This window comes from Mycolicibacterium helvum (genome assembly GCF_010731895.1).
Lineage (GTDB): Bacteria > Actinomycetota > Actinomycetes > Mycobacteriales > Mycobacteriaceae > Mycobacterium > Mycobacterium helvum.
In genome coordinates, this window is the sequence record NZ_AP022596.1 from 964,534 (window position 1) to 987,282 (window position 22,749).

21 protein-coding genes are annotated in these 22,749 nt (G+C 67.6%); 9 read left to right on the forward strand and 12 right to left on the reverse strand.

Annotation, left to right across the window (positions count from 1 at the left end; translation table 11 throughout):
* Positions 1-2: 2 nt before the first annotated feature.
* The 3 genes from G6N38_RS04240 to G6N38_RS04250 are packed head-to-tail and all read right to left on the reverse strand — an operon-like array spanning position 3 to position 3,131.
* Positions 3-1,328: a cytochrome P450 gene (locus G6N38_RS04240; RefSeq protein WP_246227689.1), complete on the reverse strand. Its 1,326-nt coding sequence runs from the start codon at positions 1,326-1,328 to the stop codon at positions 3-5.
* A gap of 58 nt (positions 1,329-1,386) precedes the next feature.
* Positions 1,387-1,734, reverse strand: coding sequence for a VOC family protein (locus G6N38_RS04245; protein ID WP_163746396.1), 348 nt, complete (start codon positions 1,732-1,734; stop codon positions 1,387-1,389).
* Complete coding sequence (locus tag G6N38_RS04250; RefSeq protein WP_163746397.1) at positions 1,731-3,131, reverse strand: acyl-CoA synthetase; 1,401 nt, start codon at positions 3,129-3,131, stop codon at positions 1,731-1,733. The genes G6N38_RS04245 and G6N38_RS04250 overlap by 4 nt, the downstream gene beginning before the upstream one ends.
* An 81-nt stretch (positions 3,132-3,212) precedes the next feature.
* Between G6N38_RS04250 and G6N38_RS04255 the strand changes: the two genes are divergently transcribed.
* The 3 genes from G6N38_RS04255 to G6N38_RS04265 all read left to right on the forward strand — a co-directional run bounded on the left by G6N38_RS04255 (position 3,213) and on the right by G6N38_RS04265 (position 5,625).
* Positions 3,213-3,707 carry an NUDIX domain-containing protein gene (locus G6N38_RS04255; RefSeq protein ID WP_197748133.1) on the forward strand — a complete coding sequence of 165 codons (495 nt, stop codon included), beginning with the start codon at positions 3,213-3,215 and terminating at the stop codon, positions 3,705-3,707.
* A gap of 81 nt (positions 3,708-3,788) precedes the next feature.
* Positions 3,789-4,292 (forward strand): Rv2253 family sensor-like surface protein, encoded by a 504-nt coding sequence (locus G6N38_RS04260; RefSeq protein ID WP_163746399.1) that lies wholly within the window; start codon positions 3,789-3,791, stop codon positions 4,290-4,292.
* 34 nt (positions 4,293-4,326) lie between these two features.
* On the forward strand, positions 4,327-5,625 hold the full coding sequence (locus G6N38_RS04265; RefSeq protein ID WP_163746400.1) for an acyltransferase family protein: 1,299 nt from the start codon (positions 4,327-4,329) through the stop codon (positions 5,623-5,625).
* Here the strand turns inward: G6N38_RS04265 and G6N38_RS04270 are convergent.
* Positions 5,597-6,364 (reverse strand): sulfite exporter TauE/SafE family protein, encoded by a 768-nt coding sequence (locus G6N38_RS04270; RefSeq protein ID WP_246227690.1) that lies wholly within the window; start codon positions 6,362-6,364, stop codon positions 5,597-5,599. The two genes, G6N38_RS04265 and G6N38_RS04270, sit on opposite strands and share 29 nt — an antisense overlap.
* Positions 6,365-6,520: 156 nt before the next feature.
* On the opposite strand from G6N38_RS04270, the gene G6N38_RS04275 reads away from it, so the two are divergent.
* Entirely contained in the window at positions 6,521-7,816 is a 1,296-nt protein-coding gene (locus G6N38_RS04275) for a threonine/serine exporter family protein (protein WP_163746401.1), read from the forward strand.
* Here G6N38_RS04275 and G6N38_RS04280 read toward each other — a convergent pair.
* Positions 7,741-8,700 (reverse strand): proline dehydrogenase family protein, encoded by a 960-nt coding sequence (locus tag G6N38_RS04280; protein WP_163746402.1) that lies wholly within the window; start codon positions 8,698-8,700, stop codon positions 7,741-7,743. The genes G6N38_RS04275 and G6N38_RS04280 overlap by 76 nt on opposite strands.
* Positions 8,697-10,331, reverse strand: a complete 1,635-nt coding sequence (pruA, locus tag G6N38_RS04285) for an L-glutamate gamma-semialdehyde dehydrogenase (protein ID WP_163746403.1) — start codon at positions 10,329-10,331, stop codon at positions 8,697-8,699. The genes G6N38_RS04280 and pruA overlap by 4 nt, the downstream gene beginning before the upstream one ends.
* An 84-nt stretch (positions 10,332-10,415) precedes the next feature.
* Between pruA and G6N38_RS04290 the strand changes: the two genes are divergently transcribed.
* Both G6N38_RS04290 and G6N38_RS04295 read left to right on the forward strand, forming a co-directional pair.
* Positions 10,416-11,978 (forward strand): PucR family transcriptional regulator, encoded by a 1,563-nt coding sequence (locus G6N38_RS04290; protein WP_163746404.1) that lies wholly within the window; start codon positions 10,416-10,418, stop codon positions 11,976-11,978.
* A gap of 186 nt (positions 11,979-12,164) precedes the next feature.
* A complete protein-coding gene (locus G6N38_RS04295) occupies positions 12,165-12,803 on the forward strand; it encodes a porin MspA (protein WP_163746405.1) in 639 nt (212 codons plus the stop codon).
* Between the two features lie 42 nt (positions 12,804-12,845).
* Here the strand turns inward: G6N38_RS04295 and dapC are convergent, their stop codons facing one another.
* The 3 genes from dapC to G6N38_RS04310 all read right to left on the reverse strand — a co-directional run bounded on the left by dapC (position 12,846) and on the right by G6N38_RS04310 (position 17,068).
* On the reverse strand, positions 12,846-13,931 hold the full coding sequence (gene dapC / locus G6N38_RS04300) for a succinyldiaminopimelate transaminase (RefSeq protein ID WP_163751793.1): 1,086 nt from the start codon (positions 13,929-13,931) through the stop codon (positions 12,846-12,848).
* Between the two features lie 35 nt (positions 13,932-13,966).
* On the reverse strand, positions 13,967-14,290 hold the full coding sequence (fdxA, locus tag G6N38_RS04305; RefSeq protein WP_163746406.1) for a ferredoxin: 324 nt from the start codon (positions 14,288-14,290) through the stop codon (positions 13,967-13,969).
* Between the two features lie 279 nt (positions 14,291-14,569).
* On the reverse strand, positions 14,570-17,068 hold the full coding sequence (locus tag G6N38_RS04310) for a bifunctional FO biosynthesis protein CofGH (protein ID WP_407662928.1): 2,499 nt from the start codon (positions 17,066-17,068) through the stop codon (positions 14,570-14,572).
* A 300-nt stretch (positions 17,069-17,368) separates the two neighbouring features.
* On the opposite strand from G6N38_RS04310, the gene G6N38_RS04315 reads away from it, so the two are divergent.
* Positions 17,369-18,292, forward strand: coding sequence for a hypothetical protein (locus tag G6N38_RS04315; protein WP_163746407.1), 924 nt, complete (start codon positions 17,369-17,371; stop codon positions 18,290-18,292).
* Between the two features lie 5 nt (positions 18,293-18,297).
* Here G6N38_RS04315 and G6N38_RS04320 read toward each other — a convergent pair whose 3' ends face one another.
* Together G6N38_RS04320 and mshB are read right to left on the reverse strand one after the other, a co-directional pair.
* Positions 18,298-18,714: a DUF6113 family protein gene (locus tag G6N38_RS04320; RefSeq protein ID WP_163751795.1), complete on the reverse strand. Its 417-nt coding sequence runs from the start codon at positions 18,712-18,714 to the stop codon at positions 18,298-18,300.
* 24 nt (positions 18,715-18,738) lie between these two features.
* Positions 18,739-19,605 carry an N-acetyl-1-D-myo-inositol-2-amino-2-deoxy-alpha-D-glucopyranoside deacetylase gene (gene mshB / locus G6N38_RS04325; RefSeq protein WP_163746408.1) on the reverse strand — a complete coding sequence of 289 codons (867 nt, stop codon included), beginning with the start codon at positions 19,603-19,605 and terminating at the stop codon, positions 18,739-18,741.
* Positions 19,606-19,645: 40 nt separating this feature from the next.
* On the opposite strand from mshB, the gene G6N38_RS04330 reads away from it, so the two are divergent.
* Positions 19,646-20,884 (forward strand): chloride channel protein, encoded by a 1,239-nt coding sequence (locus G6N38_RS04330; RefSeq protein ID WP_163746409.1) that lies wholly within the window; start codon positions 19,646-19,648, stop codon positions 20,882-20,884.
* A gap of 2 nt (positions 20,885-20,886) precedes the next feature.
* On the opposite strand, the gene G6N38_RS04335 is transcribed toward G6N38_RS04330, so the two are convergent.
* Positions 20,887-21,360 carry a hypothetical protein gene (locus G6N38_RS04335; protein WP_163746410.1) on the reverse strand — a complete coding sequence of 158 codons (474 nt, stop codon included), beginning with the start codon at positions 21,358-21,360 and terminating at the stop codon, positions 20,887-20,889.
* A 298-nt stretch (positions 21,361-21,658) separates the two neighbouring features.
* Here G6N38_RS04335 and G6N38_RS04340 point away from each other — a divergent pair, with 298 nt between their 5' ends.
* The gene (locus tag G6N38_RS04340; protein ID WP_407662929.1) at positions 21,659-22,702 is read left to right on the forward strand and encodes a class I SAM-dependent methyltransferase; all 1,044 of its coding nucleotides are present in this window, start codon (positions 21,659-21,661) and stop codon (positions 22,700-22,702) included.
* Positions 22,703-22,749: the final 47 nt, after the last annotated feature.

A 22,749-nucleotide genomic window follows, 5' to 3' on the forward strand; every position in this document is an offset into this window, starting at 1 on the left:
CGCTACCCCCGACGGCTGACCACGATGCGCCCGCCGAGCTTCGGGACACGGGCGATTCCCCGGAAATGCGACTTCTCATCGGCCGCGGCATCGGTGTGGATGCGGAAGTTCTGCAACACAGTCCTCAGCACGATGTCCATTTCGGCGGTGGCGTAGTCAGCGCCGAGGCACCGCCGCGTTCCACCACCGAACGCCAGCCATGCTGCCGGCGGTTTGGCAGAGCGGAAGCGGTGCGGGTCAAAGCGTTCCGGATTCGCAAAGACGTCCGGATTGTCGTGGAGATCGGCGATGCGCACCAGCACCGTGCGCCCGTGCGGAATGTGCCACTCGCCGAGGCCGAAGCCCGGTGAGGTGACCCGGCGACCGGCCACGTCGATGACGGTTCGGCTTCGCAACACCTCCGCAATCGTGGCCCGCCGGAAGTCGCGGCCCCCTTCATCGACCTCTCGCACCAGTTCTGCGAGGACTTCTGGATGACGTCGCAACCGTTCGAACACCCAACTGAGTGCCGAGGCCGTGGTTTCATGGCCCGCACCGATCAGCGTCAACAGCTCGTCGCCGATGTCGGACGGCGGCATGGCACTTTCGCCGACGCTCCGGCTGCGCACCAACAGCGCCAAGACGTCCGTCCGCTCACCGAGACCCGGATCGGCCTCGGCGCGAGCGATGAGCGTGCGTACGATTCGGTCAAATTCCATTCGGAATTCGTCCAGCCTGGCCCACGGGCTGTGCCGCCTGGCCCAGATGGGCGCCGCCGGCACGAATGCCATCAGCTGACCGAGTCTCATGTAGGGCGGAACGATATCGCGCAGCGTCTCCAGTTCAGCGCTATCGGAGCCGAAGATGGTATGCAGAATCACGTTCAAAGTGATCCTGTTCATCGGTTCGAGTGTCCGAAACTCCTTGCCCTCAGGCCAGTTCGTGCCTTCCCGGACTGTCTCGTCCTCAACGATGCGCATGTGGCCGTTGAGGTTGCGACCGTGGAGTGCGGGAGCAAGCAGCCGACGCCGGCTGCGATGCGAAACGCCGTCGAGCCCGAACACCGACCCGGGCCCGAACCAATTGCCGAGGTTCGGCTGCACGTTACGAAGCTCTTCGGTGCTCGCGGCACACACCGACCGCACCAGGGCAGGATCAGAAACCACGACGGATCGTCCGAACAGCGGAACATTGATTTCGAAGACGCGCCCGTGCCGCTTGATCCAGCCGCGCATCGCCGCACCACGAAATGCGGCGAATTCCACCCCCTGCACCAGCTTTGGTGAGCGCACTCGCGGCGGGCTCAACCTCGACGGTGTCAGTGTTTCGTGCGGGTCAGCAAGGGCCACAGGCGAATTGTCACTCGCGTACGGCGCAACCACCTCGGTAGTGCACTACTGCAATCCGCTAGTCGGCGGCCAGTATGCAGAACTCGTTGCCCTCGGGGTCGGCGAGCACCACCCAGCTCTGCTCGCCCTGACCGATGTCGACGGGGCGCGCCCCCAGCGCCAGCATGCGGTCGACCTCGGCCTGCTGATCGTCGGGCGTGAAGTCAAAATGGATGCGGTTCTTGATGATTTTGGCATCGGGGACCGCCAAGAACAGCCAGTCCGGTCCGGCGCCGGCAGGTGCACGCAACGCCACGTCCCCGTCCTCGGTCGGCTCGGCCGGCCAGCCCAGCACTGTCGACCACCACGAGGAGAGCACATGGATGTCGTGAGCGTCGATGCAGACTTCGCTGAATCTGAGTGTCACTTCATGAGCTCCTTTTTCACCACTTTGCCCATCGCGTTGCGCGGCAGCGAATCGACCAGCCGCACCTCTCGCGGTCGCTTGTGGATCGAAAGCTGTTCGGCCACATACGCAATCAGTTCGTCCGGTTTGGCGTCGCCGACCACGAACGCGACGATGCGCTGACCGAGATCGGCGTCGGGCAGCCCCACCACCGCGACCTCATCGACCCCGGGATGACCCATCAGCACCGTCTCGACCTCACCCGCACCAATCCGGAAGCCACCGGACTTGATCAAGTCCACCGACTCACGCCCGACGATGCGGTGCATACCGCCGTCGTCGATGACGGCGGCATCCCCGGTGCGATACCACCCGTCGGGGTCGAACGACTCGGCCGTGGCATCGGGCCTGTTCAGGTAGCCGTCGAACAATGTGGGCGCCTTAAGGTGAAGACTGCCAATGGTTTCCCCGTCATTCTCGGCGACCGACCCGTCCTCGCGCACCAGCCGGGTCTGCACCCCGGCCAACGGCAGGCCGACCCATCCGGGCCTGCGTTCGCCGTCCGCCCGGGTGCTCAGCGTGATCAGCGACTCGGTGCTGCCGTATCGCTCGACGGGCAGGTGGCCAGTCAGTTCGGCAAGCCGGCTGAACACCGGCACGGGCAGCGGCGCGCTGCCCGACACCAGCAGCCGCGCCGACGCCAGCGCGGTGGCAGCCTCGGTGTCGGCCGCCACCCGCGACCAGACCGTCGGGACCGCGAAATACAAACTTCCACCAGCGCCGGCGTAACCGGCCGGGGTGGGTTTTCCGGTGTGCACGAAGCGGTTTCCCACCCGCAGCGACCCGAGCAACCCCAGGATCAGGCCGTGGACGTGGAACAGCGGCAGCCCGTGCACCAGGGTGTCGTCCGGGCTCCACTGCCAGGCCTGAGCCAGCGCGTCGATGTCGGCGGCGATCGCGCCCCGGCTGATCAGCACCCCCTTGGGCAGGCCAGTGGTGCCGGAGGTGTACATCACCATGGCGGTGGCATGCGGCGGTGACTCGGGATAGCGATGCCACGATCGGGCGTGCAGCCGCACCGGCACGTGCGGCAGGCCGCCGAGGTCAGCGGGCTGCTCCCCCAGCCAGGCCTGGGCACCGGAATCGGTCAGGATGTGCGCGCGTTCGGCGACCCCGACGTCGGCGGGCACCGGCACGAATGGCACCCCGGCGATCAGGCAGCCGGTGACGGCGAGCACGGTCGTCGCGGTGGGAGTGGCGAGCACGGCCACCCGGCCGGCGCCGCCGACCCGCTCGGCCACCGACGTGGCCGCACCGACGAGATCACTACGAGACAACACGGCGCCGTCGATGCGCACGGCGTCGCCGATATCGGCTCCGGCGGCGACAGCGGCCGGATTCAGGGAGGCCAGCAACACGCCAGCGACGCTACCGAAGATACTGGCGTGGTGAAGCCCATCACCCAGGTCTCGTCGCGCGAGGTGTACCGCAACAACTGGATGACCGTGCGTGAGGACAGCATTCGACGGCAGGACGGCTCGGCCGGCATCTACGGCGTCGTCGACAAGCCCGACTACGCACTGATCATCGCCGTCGACGGCACTCGGGTGGGGTTGGTGGAGCAGTACCGGTATCCGCTGGGCGAACGTCGCTGGGAGTTCCCGCAGGGCACCGCCCCGGACCGGGCGGACGTCGAGCCGACTGAACTCGCGATCCGCGAGCTGCGCGAGGAGACCGGCCTGACCGCGGGTTCGTTCGTGGTTCTCGGCCGTCTGGACATCGCCGCGGGCATGAGCAGCCAGCGGGGGTGGGTGTTCCTGGCCACCGATATCACCGCAGGTGAACCCGAGCGCGAGCACGAAGAGCAGGACATGCACTTCGAGTGGTTCGAGCGCAGTCGGTTCGAAGAGATGGTCCGGACTGGCGAGATCACCGACGCCCAGTCGATCGCCGCGTACGGGCAATTGCTGCTTCGGGAGCGTTTCGAATACTGACCGGCGCGTCATGGGACAGATGTGACAGGTGAGGTTTAGTGACGGCTACGCTGATTACTCGCAACGATCATTCGAGGAGTCATGGAATCGGGCCGCCTGGGTGTCGCACTGCTGGCCACAGCCACCATCTGCGCCGCGGGACTGCTGTCCCCCGCCTCGGCGCACGGTCAGCCACTGGCATGGAACGGGCGCTATCAGATGGTGACCTACGCCTCGCAGAAGGCGGGCACCAGCCCGGCGAACCGCCAGAAGGAAAACGACTTCGGCGCCGCCTTCACCCTGTCGACCACCTGCTCGGGGGGCGCCTGCGCGGCCACCGTCGTCGACGGCCCGGCGCCCGGTAACCCGACGATCCCGCAGCCGACCCGCTACACCTGGAACGGGTCCGAGTGGGCCACCACCTACGACTGGGTGTGGGACTGCTTCCTGGGCGACGGCTACCAAAAACAGTGGAGCCCCGCCACATCGTGGGCGTTCTACTCACCGCAGCCTGACGGATCCCTGCGCGGCACCTGGCACACCGACATCGCCCAGGGGCCCTGCCGCGGCAGCGTCGTCATGCCGGTCGCAGCCTTCCCGGCCTGAGGTGTCCGCGCCGATTCACCCACAATGGAGATCGATGACTGACACGGCAACGGCGACGGTGCGCAACCACTCGATGGATCTCTTTCGGGTGTGTGCCCTGCTGTTCGTCGTCCTGGGGCATTGGATGGCGGCCTCGCTGACCTTTTCCGACGGGGCGTTCTGGCGGGACAACCCCTTGGTGGACCTGCCCTGGACGCAGTGGCTGACCTGGATCTTCCAGGTGGTGCCGGTGTTCTTCGTGGTCGCCGGTTACGCCAGCGCGGTGTCGTGGATGCAGCGCAAACCCGACGAGTCCCGGCAGGCCTGGTTGCGCCGCAGGCTGGTCCGCCCGCTGGGGCCGACCGCGGTCTACGTGGTGTTCGCACTGTTGGTCGTGGCGGTGTTGGGCGGCGTCGGCGTGGCGGGCTCAGAGCTGGACTTCGGTGCCTGGGCGGTGGCCATGCATCTCTGGTTCCTGGGCATCTACGTGCTGGTCGTCGCGCTGACGCCGGTGGCGGTGGCCGCCCATCGGCGGTGGGGCCTGTGGGTGCCGGTGGTGACGACGCTGGTAATCGCCGGCGTCGACGCGGCGACGATCGGCGCCCATGTGCCGTATGTCGGCTGGCTGAACCATCTGCTGGTATGGGCGGTGCTCTATCAGCTCGGGATCGCCTGGCAGGACGGCATGTTGCGCGGGCGGGTTGCGATCGGGCTGGCTGCGGGTTCGGCGGTCGTGTTGGTGCTGCTGGTCACCGTGGGGCCCTACCCGGTCGCCATGATCGGCGTTCCCGGCGCGGTCGTAGACAACACCGGCCCACCCAACCTGGCGCTCCTCGCGCTTGGCGGCGTGGAGGCCGGGCTGGCGCTGGCCGCCGCCCCCGTTGTCAACGGGATGTTGAAATCGGCTCGCGCCCAACGCATTCTGGTGATCGCCAACGACAATGTGATGGCGCTCTACCTATGGCACATGATCCCGGTGGTGATCGTGGCGCTGGCGGGTTATCCGACCGGGCTGCTGCCGCAACCGACGCTCGGCACGGCGGACTGGTGGTGGTTCCGCCTGGCGTGGGTGGCAATCCTGGCGGTGGTGGCGGTCGTCGAACTGGCGTTGTTGTGGTGGGGGCGCGCGTTGTTCTCCGCGCCGCTGCCTACCCTCGCGGTCCCGATCCCGGCGTGGCTGGGCGAGGTGCTGCTATTCGCCGGCACTGTCGCGATCGCCGTCACGATGTCGGTGTTCGCCGCGCTCGGTTTCGCACCTGAGGGACGTTTCCCGGTGGCGGCCAGTGTCGGGTTCGCCGTGGGGATAGCGCTGGTGGCGCTGGCACCTATCGGTAGGCGTCGAAACCCAGCTTGACGGCCAGCACCAGCCCGGCGGCGCCAATCACGATACGCAGCGGGGTGGCCGGCGCACGCCGCACGACGATAGGACCCAGTCGCGATCCGATCAGACAGCCCGCGCCCAACGGGATAACCGCAAGCCAGTGCACCGGGGCAAGGACGGCGAACAGCACCGCCGCCACCGTGTTGGCCAGCCCGAGCAGAATGTTCTTGGTGGCATTGGCGTGGGCCAGACTGTCTGCGCCCGCGTTGAGCAGCAACGCCAGGAAGAGCACGCCGGCCGCCGCGCCGAAATAGCCGCCGTAGAGCGCGATCCCGAACATCGCCGCCATCTCGGCCACCACCACCACGCGACGACGCCGGCCCGGGCGGGGTGTCCCGCGGGGCGCGACGATCGCCACCGACGCCAGGGCGAGCAGTACCGGGACCACCTTCTCGAAGGCGTCGGCAGGTGTGGTCAGTAGGAGCACCGCACCGACGGCGCCGCCGGCGACGGTCACTGGCGCACTGCGGACCAGGAAGCGGCCCTGCCCGACGAGTTCGGGTCGCGACCCCCACGCCGAGCCGATGCCGTTGAACACCAACGCCACCGTGTTGGTGACGTTGGCCGTCACCGGTGGCAACCCGACGGCGAGCAGCGCTGGATAGGTGGCGACCGAAGCCAGACCGGCGATGCTGCCGGTCAATCCGCCGAGCACACCGGCGATCAGCAGAGTGATGGCGTCCAGTGCGTTCAGTGGGGGTCCTTTCGACACCAAGGGGCCCGATCGGGCGCTTCCATGATGCGCCTTGCCATCGGCAACCCCCGACACGCCTGGACCTGAGCTGTCGATGAGCCGGTGCGGCCTGCAGCCGCGGGAGAGGATCAGTGGCGGGTATCCGGGTGACTTTCGTGCACATGGGAGGTGAGAGTGTCCGACGTTGCAACCGACCGCGATCTCACGCTGCGAGCAGCGGCCCTGCTCTACGGCAACGGCCAGTCGACGCAGATGGTGCTGGTGGCCGTCGACCGGATCAACCAGGGGCTCGACAGCCACACGACGGTAGTCCCCTCCTGGGCCTCGCTGCTGGCCGTGACCGACGATCCCGCCGCGCCGGTGCGAGTGGCTCCGGTCAGCCCTGTCGGGGTGAACATGCGTCGCGTCGCCAGGGCGATGCGGGCCATCGATCGTGCCGAGGACGGGCCTCTTGATCGCGCCGAACTCGACCGCGACTTGACTCTTGCCGCTGGCGAAAAATTTTCCAGTACAGCGGCTTTCGTAGCGGCCTGCGCCGCAGGCGCTGCGGCTCTGGCGGTGGTGTTCGGCGTCGACGAGGTGCGCGCCATTGTGCTGGCCGCGATCAGCGCCGCCGCCGGCGGCGCGCTACGTCGCGGGCTGGGGCGGTTCTCCGCGGGCCCACCGATGCAAGCATTCGCCGCGGCCACCGTTGCCGGTGCCGTTGGGGCGCTGGCCATGCACCTCAACATCGGCGCCGCGGCACTGATCACAGTCTGCCCAGCCATGGTGCTCGTGCCAGGGCCGCACGTACTCAACGGCGCGATGGACGTGCTGGCGTTGCGGATAACTCTGGGGATCGCCCGGCTCGGCTACGCCGCCTTGGTCCTCGCCGCGATCGCCGCGGGATTGATCCTTGGCCTGAGACTAGGTGGACAGACCCTGCCGGTGAGCGGTGGCGCGGCGGCCGTGCCGCTGATCGCTGACGTGCTCGCAGCAGGCGTCGCCGCCGCCTGCTACCCGGTCTACTTTTCCATGCCCTACCGGATGATCGGTTGGCCGATCGCGACCGGGATGGCGGCCCATGCCCTGCACTGGTGGGCGACCACGGTGTGGCACCTGAGCCTGGCCAGCTCGGCGTTCCTTGCCTGCCTGCTGGTCGGCGCCGTGCTCGCGCCGGTCTCACACAAGCTGCGAATCCCGTTCGCAGCCATAGGTTTCGCCGCAGTCGTCGCACTGGTCCCAGGGGTGTACGTGTTCCGGACGCTCAGCGGGCTGGCACAGCTACCGGCATCCACCACACCGGAACTGGTCGCCGTGACGATGTCCGATGCGGCAACCGCCGCGTTGGTCGTCACCGCCATGGCCCTCGGCCTTATCATCCCCATCCACATTCGCGACGCCCTGGTCCGCCGTCAACCCCGCTGCGCCAGTGCCCGCAGGAAGAACATCAGGTTGGCCGGGCGTTCGGCAAGTCGGCGGACGAAATAGCCGTACCACTGCGTACCGAAGGGCACGTACACCCGCACGTGGTCGCCCTGCGCCGCCAGCCTGCGCTGCTCGCCGTCGCGGATGCCGTACAACATCTGGTATTCGAATTCACTTACGCCACGGTTACATTGGCGGGCTAGTTCACCGGCTGCTGCGATGACGGCGGGATCGTGCGAGGCGACCATGGGGTACCCGCTGCCGGCCATCAGCGTGCGCAAGCAGCGCAGGTAAGACTGCGTGACCTCACCTGCGTCCCGGTAGGCCACCGATGCCGGCTCGTCGTAGGCGCCCTTGCACAACCGGATGCGGGCGCCGGCCGCGGCGAACTCGGCACAGTCGGCCTCGGTACGTTTGAGGTAGGCCTGCAAAACCGTTCCCACGAAGGCGAACTCGGTGCGCAGTTCGCGCACGATCGAGAGCGTTGAGTCGGTGGTGGTGTGGTCCTCGGCGTCGATGGTGACCCAGGCGCCGATCTGCTGGGCCCGTTGACAGATGGCGTGGGCGTTCTCCAAGGCGATCTTGTCGCCGTCGGCGGGCAGCGCCTGGCCGAGGGCGGACAGTTTCAGCGACACCTCCAGCGGGCGTATCGCCGCCGCGTTCTCGCCGCGGGCACCGAGCGCGTCGAGCAGTAGCAGGTAGGCCTTGACGGTCCCCTCGGCGGCGTCGATATCGGCGACATCCTCACCGAGGTAGTCGATGCTGACCAGCCGGTCCGTGTCGCGCAATGCGGTCACCGCGACCAGAGCGTCGTCGATCGTTTCGCCTGGCACGAACCGGCGCACGACATCGCGGGCGACCGGCATGCGTTCGGCGCTGTGGCGCAACCGCTCTGAGCGCCCGGCAGCCAGGATCGCGGGTCGCGCGACTCGAGTGAAGGCGCTCATGACTCCACCCCCATGTGCGGGTAGATGTGATCGGTGGGCGGGACGAACGTCTCCTTCATCGAACGCGCCGAGGTCCACCGCAGCAGGTTGAGCGCGGAGCCGGCTTTGTCGTTGGTGCCCGAGGCCCGCGATCCGCCGAACGGCTGCTGTCCGACGACGGCTCCGGTCGGCTTGTCGTTGACGTAGAAATTGCCCGCGGCGAATCGCAGCCGATCGGCCGCCGTCGCCACGGCGGCCCGATCGTCGGCGATCACCGCGCCGGTCAGCGCGTAGCGGGAGCCCTTGTCGACGACGTCAAGCACGTCATCGAACTCGTTGTCGGGGTATATGTGCACGGCCAGGATCGGCCCGAAGTACTCGCATGAGAACGCCTCGTCGGTCGGGTCGTCGGACAGCAGGACCGTCGGCTGTACGAAATAGCCTTCGCTGTCGTCACATTCGCCGCCAACCGCGATGGTGACGCCGGGGGCGCTCTTGGCCCTTTCCAAGGCCCGCGCATTCTTGGCGAATGCACGGGCGTCGATGACGGCTCCGCCATAGTTCGCCAGGTCGGTGACGTCACCGTAGGTCAACGCCGCGGTGGCGCCGAGGAAGTCGTCGCCCATCGTCTGCCACAGCGAGCGCGGAACGAACGCGCGCGAGGCGGCCGAGCACTTCTGCCCCTGGTAGTCGAACGCACCGCGAATCAGGGCCGTGCGCAACACATCCGGATTCGCCGAGCTGTGCGCGACGACGAAGTCCTTGCCGCCGGTCTCCCCGACCAGCCGCGGGTAGCTGTCGTAGTCGGCGATGCGGGTGCCGACCTCGCGCCACAGATGCTGGAAGGTGGCGGTGGACCCGGTGAAGTGAATGCCCGATAGCCGCCGGTCGGCGAGCACCACATCGGAGACCGCAAATCCGTCGCCGGTAACAAGGTTGATCACCCCGGCCGGCAGACCGGCGGCCTCCAGCAGCTGCATGGTCAGGTAGGCGGCGAAGGTCTGGGTGATCGACGGCTTCCAGACCACGGTGTTGCCCATCAGCGCCGGCGCGGTCGGCAGATTGCCGGCGATCGCGGTGAAGTTGAACGGTGTGACGGCATAGACGAAGCCGTCCAGCGGGCGGTAGTCGGTGCGGTTCCACACGCCCGGGCCGCTGGTCGGCTGCTGAGCCAGGATCTGGCGGGCGAAGGCGACATTGAAGCGCCAGAAGTCGACCAGCTCGCAGGGGGCGTCGATCTCGGCCTGGTAGGCGGTCTTGGACTGGCCCAGCATGGTGGCCGCGGCGATCTTCTCGCGCCATGGGCCGGCCAGCAGGTCGGCGGCCCGCAGGAATACCGCGGCGCGGTCGTCGAACGGGGTGGCGGCCCATTCTCGTTTGGCGGTCATGGCTGCGTCGACCGCCGCCACGGCATCGGCGGTGGTGGCGTTGGACAGGGTGCCCAGCCGGGCGCTGTGCCGGTGCGGCTGGGTGACGTCGATGCGCTCGCCGTCACCCAGGCGGTGCCGGCCGCCGATGACGTGCGGTAGGTCGATGGGGCTGGTCGATAGATCGTGGAGGGCCGCGGTGAGGCGGGCCCGCTCAGCGGAGTGAGGTGCGAAATCGTGAACCGGCTCGTTGGCGGGCACGGGAACGTCGGTGCGGGCATCCATGCTGTCCAGGATTGCGCCCGGCGCGCCGCAAACCGTTGGCTGATCCGACAAGACTGACCGATGCCACTAGTAGAGTCTGACAACATGCGGGAGGTCGGCGTCGGACTGGGCCAGCTGGTGTTGGCCCTGGATGCGACGCTGGTCCGGCTCGTTGAGGCGCCGCGGGGGCTGGACCGTCCGGTGCGGTCGGCAGCCCTGATCGACGCCGACGATGTGCGGCTGGGCCTGTCCTTCAGCGCCGGCTCGGCGGATGTGTTCTTTCTCCTCGGAATCTCCGACGCCGATGCGATCGGATGGCTGGACCGGCAGATCGCCGCGCACGGCCCGCCGGCCGCGATATTCGCCAAGGAACCCTCCGACGCCGTCGTCGACCGAGCTGTCGCCGCCGGGACCGCCGTCGTCGCCGTCGACCCCAAAGCCCGGTGGGAACGGTTGTATCGCCTGGTCAACCACGTATTCGAGCACCGGAGGACCGACTCGGTCACGGATTCGGGCACCGACCTGTTCGCCCTGGCGCAATCGATCGCCGACCGCACCCACGGCATGGTCAGCATTGAAGACGAGCAGTCGCACGTGCTGGCCTATTCGGCGTCCAACGAAGAGGCCGACGAGCTGCGGCGGTTGTCGATCCTGGGCCGGGCCGGCCCACCGGAGCATCTGCGCTGGATCGCCCAATGGGGCATCTTCGATCGGCTTCGCGCCGGTGCCGACGTGGTCGCGGTCGACGAGCGGCCGGAATTGGGGCTGCGGCCGCGGCTGGCCATCGGCATCCACCGCCGGGACGCGACCGTACCCTTCTCCGGCACCATCTGGGTCCAGCAGGGCACTCGACCGCTGGCCGACGATGCCGAGGAGGTGCTGCGCGGTGCGGCGGTGCTGGCGGCCCGGATCATGGCCAGGCTGGCGGCCCGGCCATCGGCGCATCTGCTGGCCGTGCAACAGCTACTCGGACTCGCCGACACCGACGAGACCGACGTCGTCACCTTGGCACGCGAGCTCGGGGTCCCGCTCGACGGGCGTGCGGCCGTGATCGGCTTCATCGCGGGCGACGCCCACCCCCGGACTGCTGACGTTCTGGCCCTGAGTGCGAGCGCGTTTCGCCCCGATGCGCAGGTGGCTGCCAATGGGCAGCGGGTGTATGTCGTGCTGCCGGACTCCGGCCGCACGGCCGCGGTCGTGTCGTGGATCCGCGGCACGATCGGCGCGCTACGCACCGAGCTCGGCCTGGACCTGCGGGCGGTGATCGCGGCCCCGGTCGCCGGCCTGACCGCCATCGCCGGCGCGCGCCGCGAGATCGACCGCGTCTTCGACAGCGCAGCGCGTCACCCGGTCTTCGGTCAGGTGACGACCCTGGCCGAGGCCCGCACGACGGTGTTACTCGACGAAATCGTCACGCTGGTGGCCGCCGAGCCCCGGCTGGTGGACCCGCGGGTGCGCCGATTACGGGAAGCCGAGCCCGTGCTGGCCGAGACCTTGCTGGTATACCTGGACAGCTTCGGCGACGTCGCGGCGGCCGCCGCGACGCTGCACGTGCACCCCAACACCGTCCGCTACCGGGTCCGCCGCCTTGAACAGGCACTTTCCACCTCACTGAGCGATCCCGACGTCAGGCTATTACTGTCACTAAGCCTGCGGGCAACCGCCTGATCAACGTCGTCAAGTAGCCGCGCCGCATTCACCGAGAATATTTTCAACCAACCTGGTAACAATGTTGCATCTGTTACCGATGAGGCCTTTGTCATGACTGGGTGTGAGCCCTGTCACGACGCAAGAAAACCTCGGTGTTCGGGGCCCCCCGATTACCGTCGAACCACTAAGCACCAAGGGGTCAGCATGAAACGTATGGGTCGAGTGCTGGTGGCGATGATCGCCGCCGTCGCGGCGTTGTTCGTCGGGACAGGCACTTCACACGCAGGTTTGGATAACGAGCTGAGTCTGGTCGACGGCGGTGGCCGCACGATGACGATTCAGCAGTGGGACACCTTCCTCAATGGCGTGTTCCCCCTGGACCGCAACCGGCTGACTCGTGAGTGGTTCCACTCCGGCAAGGCTGTCTACAGCGTGGTCGGCCCGGGCGCCGATGACTTCGCGGGCACCTTGGAGCTGGGCTACCAGGTCGGCTTCCCGTGGTCGCTGGGTGTGGGCATCAACTTCAGCTACACCACGCCCAACATCCTGCTCGACGACGCGAACATCTCCCCGACGGGCTTCAACCCGCTGGGATCGGTGATCACCCCGAACCTGTTCCCGGGTGTCTCGATCAGCGCTGACCTGGGCAACGGCCCCGGTATCCAGGAAGTCGCCACCTTCTCGGTGGACGTCTCGGGCCCCAACGGCTCGGTGGCCGTGGCCAACGCCCACGGCACCGTCACCGGTGCCGCCGGCGGTGTGCTGCTGCGCCCGTTCGCCCGGCTGATCTCCAAGGCCGGCGACAGCGTCACCACCTACGGCGAACCCTGGAACATGAACTAACGAGAAGTACCTGACCCCGCTTGGGTGGGGCGGTTGGGCTTGCTAGCCCAGCCGCTCCACTGCGGCGGCGATTCGTTCGTCCGTTGCGGTCAGAGCCACCCGAACGTGCTGCGCACCCCGGGCCCCGTAGAACTCCCCGGGAGCGACCAGAATGCCACGCTCGGCCAGCCAGGACAGGGTCGTCCGGCACGGCTCACCGCGAGTAGCCCACAAGTACAGCCCCGCCTCGGAATCGTCGACGGTGAAATCCGCTGACCGCATCGCGGCGAGCAGGACATCGCGGCGGCGCGCATAGCGCTGCCGCTGCTCCAGTTCATGGGCGTCATCGTCGAGCGCGGCCACCATCGCCGCCTGCACCGGCGTCGGCACCATCATTCCGGCGTGTTTACGCACCGCCAACAACTCCGCGACCACGTCAGGGTCGCCGGCGACGAACCCGGCGCGATACCCCGCCAGTGACGAGCTCTTGGACAGCGAGTGCACCGCCAGTAGCCCGGTGTGGTCACCGCCGCTGACCGAGGGATGCAGCACCGAGGTCGGCTCCGCCTCCCACGCCAGGCCCAGATAGCACTCGTCGGACACCACGAGAGTGCCGCGCTCGCGGGCCCATTCGATCACCTTGCGTAGATGGTCGCGGCCCAGCACCTTGCCCGTCGGGTTACTCGGAGAGTTGATGAACAGCACCGCGGGCGATTCGGGACCGAGCTGGGTCACCGAATCCGCGGGGATCACCCGGGCGCCGGCCAGCCGCGCCCCCACGTCATAGGTGGGATAGGCCAACTCGGGCACCACGACCACGTCGTCGGCACCCACACCCAACAGCGTGGGCAGCCACGCGATCAGCTCCTTGGTGCCGATGACCGGCAGCACCGCCTGCTCGGTCAGCCCGGTGATGCCGTAGCGCCGGTGCAACGCGGCTACCGCCGAGGCGCGCAGGGCCGGCGTACCCGCGGTCGTCGGATAGCCCGGTGCGGCGCTGGCCTCGGCGAGGGCGGCCCGGATTACCGGAGCCACCTCGTCCACCGGGGTGCCCACCGACAGGTCGACGATGCCACCGGGGTGCGCCCGCGCGGTGGCCGTCACTTCGGCAAGGGTGTCCCAGGGGAAGACCGGCAGCGCCGCTGACAGTGGCCGGCGGCGCGCACGCAACGGGATCGGAGGCGTCAGTCCTCTTCCTTGGGCGGCAGATCCTTGATGAACTGCGGGTCGTTATCGGTCTGCCCGACCTTGGAGGCGCCGCCCGGCGAACCGAGTTCGGCGAAGAAGTCAGCGTTGATCTGGGTGTACTGCGACCACTGATCCGGAACGTCGTCCTCGTAGTAGATCGCCTCGACGGGGCAAACCGGCTCACACGCGCCACAATCAACGCATTCATCGGGGTGGATGAACAGCATGCGCGCGCCCTCGTAGATGCAGTCGACCGGGCATTCCTCAATACATGCCTTGTCCTTGATGTCGACGCAGGGTTCGGCAATCGTGTACGTCACTGAGGTTCTCCTCGGTCTGTCTACTCGTCGGGGTGGCTGTTATTCGGTGTGGCTGTGTGTCTAGCGCTGGCGCTGAGAACGCCTAGTATCCGATGCCGGTCGCTGGATAGCCGACTCAGTGTGCCCTAACTTGTCGGATACCCGATACCAGGCCGCTCAGGTGTTCCGCGCGGTAACTGATACTAGACGTTTCGTATATTAACTAGCGACAGCCGCAGATGCAGTGGTGACACCGACAGCGCGTCACTATCCCCAGACAACCGAAGGCGGGCAGCCTCCTCAGGCAGCGCGGTCGGCGTACGTCGTAGTGCGCTGGCGGGCCGGGCGGCCGATGCCCTCGGCGATGGCGACCAGCTCTTCGACCGACTTCGCCGAGCCGTTCTCCGAACCCGCCATCCGCGAGATGGTCTCCTCCATCAGCGTTCCGCCCAGATCGTTGGCGCCACCGGTCAGCATCACCTGGGTGCGCTCCACACCCAGCTTGACCCAGCTGGTCTGGATGTTGGAGATCCTGCCGTGCAGCATGATTCGCGCCAGCGCGTGCACCGCACGGTTGTCGCGGTGCGTCGGCCCGGGCCGAGCGCCGCCGGCCAGGTACAGCGGCGAGCTCTGGTGCACGAACGGCAGCGGCACGAACTCGGTGAAACCACCGGTGCGATCCTGGATGTCGCGCAACACATTGAGGTGACCGACCCAGTGCCGCGGGGTGTCGACGTGGCCGTACATCATCGTCGAGCTGGACCGCAGGCCGACCTCGTGCGCGGTGCTGACCACCTCGATCCACATCGACGTCGGCAGCTTGCCCTTGGTGAGCACCCAGCGCACTTCATCATCGAGAATCTCGGCGGCCGTGCCGGGGATGGAGCCAAGACCGGCTTCCCGCAGCGCCGTCAGCCATTCCCGAATGCTCAAGCCGCTCTTGGTGACCCCATTGGAGATCTCCATCGGCGAGAACGCGTGCACGTGCATGGACGGCACACGTGCCTTCACCGCGCGCACCAGGTCGGCGTAGCCGGTGACCGGCAACTCGGGGTCGATGCCGCCCTGCATGCACACCTCGGTGGCACCGGCGACGTGCGCCTCCCAGGCACGGTCGGCGACTTCGTCGGTGGACAGCGAGTAGGCGTCGGCGTCGCCCTTACGTTGGGCGAACGCACAGAACCGGCAGCCGGTGTAGCAGATGTTGGTGAAATTGATGTTGCGGTTGACCACGAACGTGACGTCGTCGCCGACGGCATCGCGGCGAAGCGAATCAGCAAGGGCTGCAACGGCATCCATCGCGGGTCCGTCCGCGGTGGCCAGCGCGAAGTACTCGTCGTCGGTGCATCCGGCAGGATCGCGCTCGGCGGATCGCAACGCGGCCAGCACATCGGTGTCGAGCCGCTCGGGAGCGCGGGCGGCGAGCTCGTGCACCTTCTCGCGGATGGATTCCCAGTCGCCGAACGCGCTGCCCAGATCACTGCGGGTCTCGGTCAGCCGGCCCTCGCTGTCGATCGCCGTGTGCAGGTCGGTGCGCCCCAGCGACTCGGTCGCCTCATCGGGCTCCTGCCAGGGCCGGCCTACCGGATTGACGTCGAGGGCGTAACCGGTCTCGGGGTCGGCCAGCGCCTCGACGTGCCCGTAAACGCGGGGGTCGATCCAGGCTGCACCGGCCTGCACGTACTGCGGCTGGGCCGTCAGACGCTGCACCAGGTCGTAGCCCGCCTCGGCGGTCACCGCGGCCAGCTCGTCAAGCGCGGGCCACGGCCGTTCGGGGTTGACGTGGTCGGGCGTCAGCGGCGACACCCCGCCCCAGTCGTCGACGCCCGCGCCGATCAGGGCGAGGCACTCCTGCCGCGACACCAGGTTCGGTGGGGCCTGGATGCGCATCTTGGGCCCCATCACCAGGCGGGTCACCGCCAGTGTGGCCAGGAAGTCGTCGATGTCGGCATCGGGCACCGACGCCATCGCGGTGTGGTCCTTGGCCCGGAAGTTCTGCACGATCACTTCCTGGACATGGCCGAATTCCTTGTGCGAGCGCCGGATCGCGTGGATGGTCTCGGCGCGCTCGATCAGCGTCTCGCCGATGCCCACCAGCAGACCCGTGGTGAAGGGAACTGAAAGCCTGCCAGCGTCATCCAACGTCCGCAGCCGCACGGCGGGATCCTTGTCGGGACTGCCGTAATGGGCCTCGCCCTTGGTCTCGAACAGCCGGCGCGAGGTCGTCTCGAGCATCATGCCCATCGAGGGCGCCACCGGCTTGAGCCGCGACAGCTCCGACCAGCTCATCACACCGGGGTTCAGATGCGGGAGCAGACCGGTCTCTTCGAGCACCCGGATCGCCATCGCCCGCACATAGTCCAGCGTGGAGTCATAGCCCCGCTCGTCGAGCCACTGCTTGGCTTCTGGCCAGCGCGCCTCCGGACGGTCACCGAGAGTGAACAGGGCTTCCTTGCAACCCAATTCGGCGCCGCGCCGCGCAACGTCGAGTATTTCGTCGGGCTCCATGAACATGCCCTGGCCCTGCGCTCGCAGCTTGCCCGGCACCGTGACGAACGTGCAGTAGTGGCAGGTGTCGCGGCACAGGTGCGTCACCGGGATGAACACCTTGCGCGAATACGTCACCGGCAGGCGACCGTTCGCACCGCGGCGGCCGGCCGATTCCAGGCCGGCATCGCGGACCCGGGCCGCACTGGCACACAGATCCACGAGATCATCGCCCCGGGCGGTCAGCGCGATCGCCGCCTCGTCGACATTGAGCGCGACACCATCCCGGGCGCGACGCAGGACACGTCTCATCGCCGCAGGCGAGGGAGCTTCGGTCCGCGGCGGAACCACCGGGATGGGCAGCGGACTACTTGGCTGCGAGTTCAGGGCCACTCCCCGATAACCGTCCAGAGCTGGGAAATCATCCGGGTGTCTCACAATCTGAAACTCGGGTGACGGACATGGTCCACACAGTAGTCCGCGCAGTTAACGGCGCGACCCCGTGTCTCAGCGCCCCACAAACACGCGGACACGGCTAAGAAAGTTGTAACACTGCGCCATCAGCAACGTAAATTGTCGTTGTTAGCTGAAATCCAAGCAGGGGGTTCCGCCATGACCGTGTCCACCCGTTCCTATCTGACGGCAGGTGTGGCGGCGATGGTCGTCGGGGCTATCACACTCGTCCCGATCCAGCCATCGGCACCGGCCTCGATCACGACGGACACCGTGCGCCTGTCGGCAGCCGTTCAGCCCCTGGTAAACCAGGTCGACACCGCTGCGGCGGTGCTGGGCCAGGCCTCCCCCGCGGCGGCGGTGCAGCAACCCCACACCCAGGCCGCGGCGCAGGCGAACAACAACGCGTCGAACGCCATCGATGCCGCCTACAACGTGATCATGTACTGGGCGAACTACTGGGCCAACGACCTCGGGCCGTATTTACTGGGATGGATCCCGTTGGGCTATCTCATCAGCGACCAGATTCAGATCTGGTACAACAACTTCACCGTGCCAGTGGCCAACTCCTTCGTCTACGACTTCCTCGACCCGGTGGTCAATGACTTCTGGAACCCGTCCGTGTGGGGTAACGGCCTGAGAGCCCTTGCCAACACCACCGGCACCGCCCTGGGCCAGACCATCAACGCAGAGATCAACTACATCGTCACGCTGCAGTGGTTCCCAATCCCGCTGCCGCCATTGCCAGGGTCGGCTGCCGCCGCGGCGAGGGTGCCCGCCGCCGCCGCAAGCGCTGACCAGGCTGCGCCGGCCAAAGCGGCCGCCACCACGGGAACGGGCCACTCCGCCCGCCTGCAGGTGGTCACCCAATCGGCGGGCACGCTGACCGCCGAAGCGGTCACCGACACCGCCGTCACCACCGTCACCACCCCCAGCGCGTCGAAGTCCGCCAAGGCCGACAACACCAGTGCGACATCCGGCAAGAGTGGCGCGGCCAAGTCACAAGGTGACACCGGTAAGAAGCAGGGCACGGCGGGCTCGGCACGCAGCCACGGTCCGACGGCGGACAAGGCCGCCAAGTAACAGCCTCAGCGAGGACGGTTGTGCCGCCACAGGAGAAGCGCCGGCGGCGCGGCGCCCAGCGCCAGGAACACCAAGACCGAGTAGGCCATCACGCCCGGGCCGCCGAAGACGATGTCGCCGCCCGGCCCGCCGAGCGTCAGCAGGGCGACGGTGACCAGCCACGTCAGCAACGGCAGTGCGGCCAGGCGGTCCGAATCCGTCCAATGCACGGCCGCCCACACCAGGGCCAGATTCACCAGCCCAGTGACCAACGCGCTGATCGGGAACGGCACCGAGCCGAGATACAACGGCAGAAGTAGCGCGCCGGTCACTGCCGAGATGACGCCGTCGACGGCGAGCAGCGCGAGCACCACGGCGCGAATGGCCGGGTCGGTCTTATCTGGGTCTTCGTTGACCGCGACGGGACGTTTGGTGGCGGTCAGGTCGGGATGCTGCTTCAAACCCGCCTACTGTCCGAAGCCGAGACCGGCGAGCAGGTCGGTCTCCCAACCACGCTCGTCGGTCGGGCCTGCGGTGCCCTCGACGAGCACATAGTGTTCGGCGGCCAGCACCGGTAGGACGAGCTTGTTGGACAGGGTGAATGCCCGCCGGGTCGGACCGACCAGCATCTGAGTGGCGTGCGCGGCGATGGCGTCCACCTTGGCGGCGACGTGTTCAGGCGCCTCGACGACGGCGGTGATCTTCTCGTCGGAGAAGCCGAATTCGACGTCGGCGGGCGGCCGGATCCAGTCTTCCAACACGTCCTCATCGCCGAGCGCATTGACGCCGTCGCGAAAAGCGCTGGCCCCGATGACACCCCAGTAGAACTTCGGCACCTTCCACGTCGCGGCGGCGACGGCGGCAGTCGTGATGCGGTGGGTCTGAATGTGGTCGGGGTGCCCGTAGCCGCCGTCGGGGTCGTAGGTGGCGACCACGTGGGGCCGCAACTCGTCGATGACGGCGGTCAGCAGCCCGACGGCCTCGTCGAAATCGGCGTCGACGAACTTGGTGCGACCGCGCGCCGGGGTGCCGGGCATGCCCGAGTCGCGCCACCGACCCGCACCGCCGAGAAACCGCGGCCCCGGTAAGCCCAACTTCTGCAGGGCGGTCGTCAGTTCGGCGATCCGGTAGCCACCGAGCTGGTCGGCTTCGTCGACCGCCAGCCGCAGCCACCGATCGTCGATGATCTCGCCCTCTTCACCGAGCGTGCAGGTGACGACGGTGACCTCGGCACCCCGTCGCACGTAGCGCGCGATGGTGACGCCGTTGTTCATCGTCTCGTCGTCGGGGTGGGCGTGAACGAACAACAACCGCGGAGTCTCCTGCGAAGCCACGAACGTCACACTACCGGGGTTGGTGGCATAGATTCGGCCCGTGAACCGGCGCGACCTGGAGTTCGCCTGCGCGATCATGGCGATCGGTCTGCTGGCCGGGCTCGCCGGCGCCGCGACGACGTTGGTGCTGCACGCCGTGGAGCACCTCACCTATCACTACAGCTTCGGAACACTGCTCGACGGCGTCTCCGGTTCCAGCCCGGTGCGACGCGCGGTGGGACCGATGATCGGCGGCGCCCTGGCCGGTCTGGGCTGGTGGCTGCTTCGCCGGCGGAATCCGGTGCCCTCGTTGACCGATGCCATCAACGCACCCGGGCCGATGCAAAGGCTGACGTTGACCATCGACGCCGGTCTACAGGTGCTACTGGTCGGCGCCGGTGCGTCCCTGGGCCGAGAGGGCGCCCCGCGGCAATTCGCCGCCGCGCTGGGCGATCTGGGCACGTCGAGATTGGCTCTGACCGCCAGCGACCGTCGCATCTTGCTGGGCTGCGCGGCGGGCGCGGGCCTGGCTGCGGTCTACAGCGTGCCGATGGGTGGCGCCCTGTTCGCCATCCAGATTGTGCTGCGCAGCTGGCGTCTGCGTACGGTCGGCACGGCGCTGATCACCTCGAGCATCGCGGTGGCAGTGGCGGCTCCGGTCACCCGCCTCGACGTGCCGCTGCACTGGCCGAATCCCGAGCTGTCCTACCTGCTCACCGGATTCGCGATCCTGCTCGCCCCGTTGGCGCTGGCGGTGGGCCGGGGGTTCAACCGGCTGATGGACCACGCCAGAGCGCATCGGGTCGGCAACTCGTGGCTCCTGATCCCGGCGATCGCGGCCGCCGGGCTGTCGATCGGGGTCCTGTCCCACTGGTGGCCTGAGTTACCGGGCAATGGCAAGAGCGTGTTGACCGTCAGCGTCGCCGACGGCCTGACCCTCGCCTCGGCCGGGGTCATCCTGCTGCTCAAGCCACTGCTGACCGCGCTGTTTCTCCGTGCCGGCGCGGTCGGCGGTCTGCTCACCCCCGCGCTGGCGACCGGCGCGGCGATGGGCTCGGTGGTGGCGATCGCGGTGAACACGTGGACACCGGTGACGGTGAACGTGCCTGCGGTGTCACTGGCCTGTGCCGCGGGCGTGCTGGCGATCACCCAGAGCGCGCCCGCGTGGGCCGCGCTGTTCGTGTGGGAGCTGGCCCACCCGCCGTTGTGGCTACTGATCGTCTTCGCCGCCGCGGCAGCCGGCGCGTATCTGCTCGACAATCTGCTCAAGCCCCGGGCCGAGCGGAAACCACCCCACTGACCTCATTTGCAGAGGTCGGCGACCTGCCTGCGCTCGAAGTCGCCTTCGGCCTGCCGCGCGGCCTGCCGGGGATCGTTGTACGGCACACCGGCCAGCGCGTTCATTCCGACTTCCTGCAGGTCGCGGGCGAAAGCTCGGACGGCGCCGGCGAGATGGGCCGGGGTGTTGGCGTCCAGCTGGCGCATCAGGTAGTCGCCACCGCCGAGCAGTGCCAGGCTCGCATTGGCAGGCGCCAGATCACTGCGCGACTGTATGGCAGTCACCATCTCGAAGGCGGTACATACGCGCGTCTTCGGATCACCACGCAGCGCAACGCCATTGGCTTCGTTCGTCGACACGCGCACCGCCACCCAGATGGACACCGCCAGCGCAGTCACCGCGAGCAGGATGGCGAATGGCACCAGCCGCTGCCAAATTGTCGGCGCGGTAAGCGTTGGCGCGGAACGCACTTCGACATCTTGGTCGGCATCCGACATCAACCGACTATATCGGCGTGAATTGGACTATGGATACCCGTTTGCCCATTTTCTCCGGCGAAAACCAAAGGGCACCAATGCATCTGGCCGACCGATCCCGCCAACGGAGATTGCCAGTTTCGTAAATGACCGTCGAGCCGAGATTACGGTCGACCCACCTGAATCGGGCTATTTTGGTTGCGCACCGCACCACCTACCGCGAACCGATCTTTGCCAACACGGGCCGCGACAGGGTAGTCGTCAAACGTCGTCGTAGGGAGACCTGACAACGGCGGCCGCATCGGGTAGAAGAATCCTGGTGGAAAACTCGCCCCTTCAGAGCGCAATGGCCCGCCGACTGCACCGGCGTGCGATCGCCACCGGCGAGATCAGCGTGCCCGCAGTGCCCGGCATGCTCGAAGAATATGTGGCGATGTGCGCCGGGCTGTTCGAAAGCCTGGGCCGGGGGTTCTCCGACGAGGAGCTCGACAACCTCCGTTACATCCTCAACGACCAGCTCAACGAAGCCTTTGCCGCCTCACCGCGCTCGGAGATCGTGATCACCTACAACGCGCCGGTGGGGATGGTGGTGAATTACCACGTGAAGTGCCGCTGGTGGTCGGTCGAGGGCGCCTACGAGAACTGGATCGCCACCCGCGAACCACCGCTGTTCGGCTCTGAGCCCGACGCCCGGGTGTGGAACTTGGCCGGTGAGGCGGGCGATCCCCGCACCTACCCGATCCTCGACCTGGGCGCCGGGACCGGGCGCAATGCCCTGGCACTGGCCCGCCGTGGCCATCCGGTCGACGCGGTGGAGATGACGCCCTCATTCGCCGAGACCATCCTCGTGAGCGCGCAACGCGACTCACTGGCCGTCCGCGTGCTGCAGCGCGACATCTTCGCGACGCTGGACGATCTGCGCCGCGACTACCAGCTGATCCTGCTGTCGGAGGTGGTGTCGGACTTCCGTTCGGCGGATCAGCTGCGCGGCGTCTTCGATCTGGCCTCGCAATGCCTGGCCCCCGGCGGCCGATTGCTTTTCAACGCCTTCGTCGCACACCGGGACTACACCCCCGACGAGGGCGCCCTTCAACTGGGCCAACAGTGCTACACCACCATTTTCACCCAGCCGCAGATGGCCGACGCGCTGGCCGGGTTCCCGCTGACGCTGGTGTCCGACGAGTCGGTGTACGACTACGAGAAGGAACATCTGCCGGCGGAATCATGGCCTCCCACCAGCTGGTATGCCGACTGGGTCAGCGGCCAGGACGTGTTCGACGTCCCCCGCGCGGATCGGCCGATCGAGATGCGGTGGCTGATCTACGAAAAGCCCAACATGGTCGGCGGCCCTGCGATCGGCTGACGCACCGCTGGAATTTGCTGGCGTCGTACCGGGTCACGTACCCACCC